This is a genomic window from Enterococcus sp. 3H8_DIV0648, from assembly GCF_002140655.1.
GTDB lineage: Bacteria > Bacillota > Bacilli > Lactobacillales > Enterococcaceae > Enterococcus_A > Enterococcus_A hulanensis.
This window is the reverse complement of record NZ_NGLG01000001.1, coordinates 1,823,949-1,825,886: the sequence shown is the minus strand read 5'-3', so window position 1 is coordinate 1,825,886 and position 1,938 is coordinate 1,823,949. Positions and strand designations below refer to the sequence as shown.

At 39.9% G+C, this 1,938-nt stretch carries 1 protein-coding gene; it reads right to left on the bottom strand.

Going from position 1 to position 1,938, the window contains the following annotated elements; translation table 11 throughout:
- Nucleotides 1-181: 181 nt before the first annotated feature.
- Entirely contained in the window at nucleotides 182-1,696 is a 1,515-nt protein-coding gene (locus tag A5875_RS08475) for a 2-isopropylmalate synthase (RefSeq protein ID WP_088933186.1), read from the bottom strand.
- Between the last annotated feature and the right edge of the window lie 242 nt (nucleotides 1,697-1,938).

Genomic DNA, 1,938 nt, shown 5'->3' with positions numbered 1-1,938 from the left:
TAGTCCGCTCTCCATAATTTCTGGTCCGATACCATCACCAGCTAAAACAACAATTTTACTATTCATGTGCATGCTCCTATCTCGTATTAAAGTATTTATTTTTTCAAAAAGCGAAAAGTTGAACTAGCATCCTATTTCGTATTAAAGTATTTTTTCTACTATATTATATAGTAGGCTTTGGTTAATTATTTTGTATTAAATGGTTACTAGCTTGGACATACGCTTTCGCCGATGCTTGTAAAACATCGAAGTCTACGCCGATTCCGCGATATTCCTCTTGCGTTTTTCTATCACAAAGAGTGACTCGCACCTCTGCTTGGGCATCTTCACCGCCCGTTAATGCTTGAATCTCATATTCTGTTAATTCAGGATTTTGCTGGAACAATTCATCGATTGTGTTATAGATTGCTTGGATGCTGCCTGAACCGATTCGAGAAGCCACTTTCGTTTCGTCTTTCTCATCAACGATTGAGACGATCGCTCCTTGATAGCCATTAGAGCTATATTGGACTTGAACATCCGCTAGCTTGTACTTTTCGGTTTCTTCTCTGTATTGATCCGCCAGTAGGGCAACTAAGTCTTTATCAGTAATTTGTTTTTTCTTATCTGCCAAAGCTTTAAAACGTTTGAAGGCTTCTTTGCTATCCTCATCATTCAATTGATAGCCAAGTTCTTCTAATTTGGCATTGAATGCATGACGTCCCGATAATTTTCCAAGCGGAAGAGAATTTTGATTGACGCCAACAAGGGTCGGAGTGATGATCTCATAGGTCTCAGGATTTTTTAATACTCCATCTTGATGGATACCGGATTCATGCGCATAAGCATTGTCACCGACGATCGCTTTGTTTTTGGGTACCGGAATACCAGAAAGACGGGAGACCAGCTCACTTGTGCGTTTTGTTTCATTCAATACGATATTAGATTCGCACTGATAAAAATCCTTTCGGATAGCTAGAGCCAAAGCCACTTCTTCTAGAGCAGTGTTGCCTGCCCGCTCACCGATCCCATTGATTGCACCTTCCACACGATTTGCACCATTTTCGATCGCGGCTAATGCGTTTGCCGTAGCCATTCCCAAGTCATCATGACAATGAGAAGAAAAAGTTATTTCGTGATCACTGCGAATATTTTCGATCAATGATTTAAAAATCCCTCCATATTCAGTTGGATTTGAATAACCGACAGTATCAGGTACATTGATGATCGTCGCTCCGGCATCGATCGCAGTTTGAACGGCTTCTAATAGGAAGCCTTTTTCTGTGCGTGAAGCATCTTCCGGTGAAAACTGTACTTTTTCAAATAAACTTCGAGCATAGCTAACATGCTTTTTAATAGAAGAAAGAACTTCTTCTCTGGACATTTTCAGCTTGTATTGCATGTGAACATCGCTTGTAGCCAAGAAAACGTGGATCTGAGGATCAACCGCATCTTTTAATGCTTCATAGGCGCGGTCGATGTCTTTTTTCTGGCAGCGGGCTAGACCAGTTACGGTCATTGTCTTCACTTGGCGGGCAATATTTTGGACAGCTTCGAAGTCGCCGGGGGAGGCGATAGGAAATCCCGCCTCGATGACATCAACACCCCATTTTTCTAATTGAAGTGCAATTTGAATCTTTTCTTTTGTATTAAAATTTACTCCCGGGGTCTGTTCACCATCTCTTAATGTGGTGTCAAAAAATTGAATCTTTCTCATTTTTACTCCTCCTTCATTTAAAAACGGGTATAAAAAAAGCACTCCATCGGAAAAGAACCATTTTCTTCTCCGATGCAATGCGAATAGGGACTTTATGAAATGATTTTCAGAAAGTCCCAGCTATAATAATAAAGTTGCGTTGAAAGACATATTTGATTTCATCATGGCAACCACCCGTTTATTGTCAGAATTTTTTAAAAATTGTTGTAATCATCGTATAAAAAAAGAGCAGAATTGTCAAT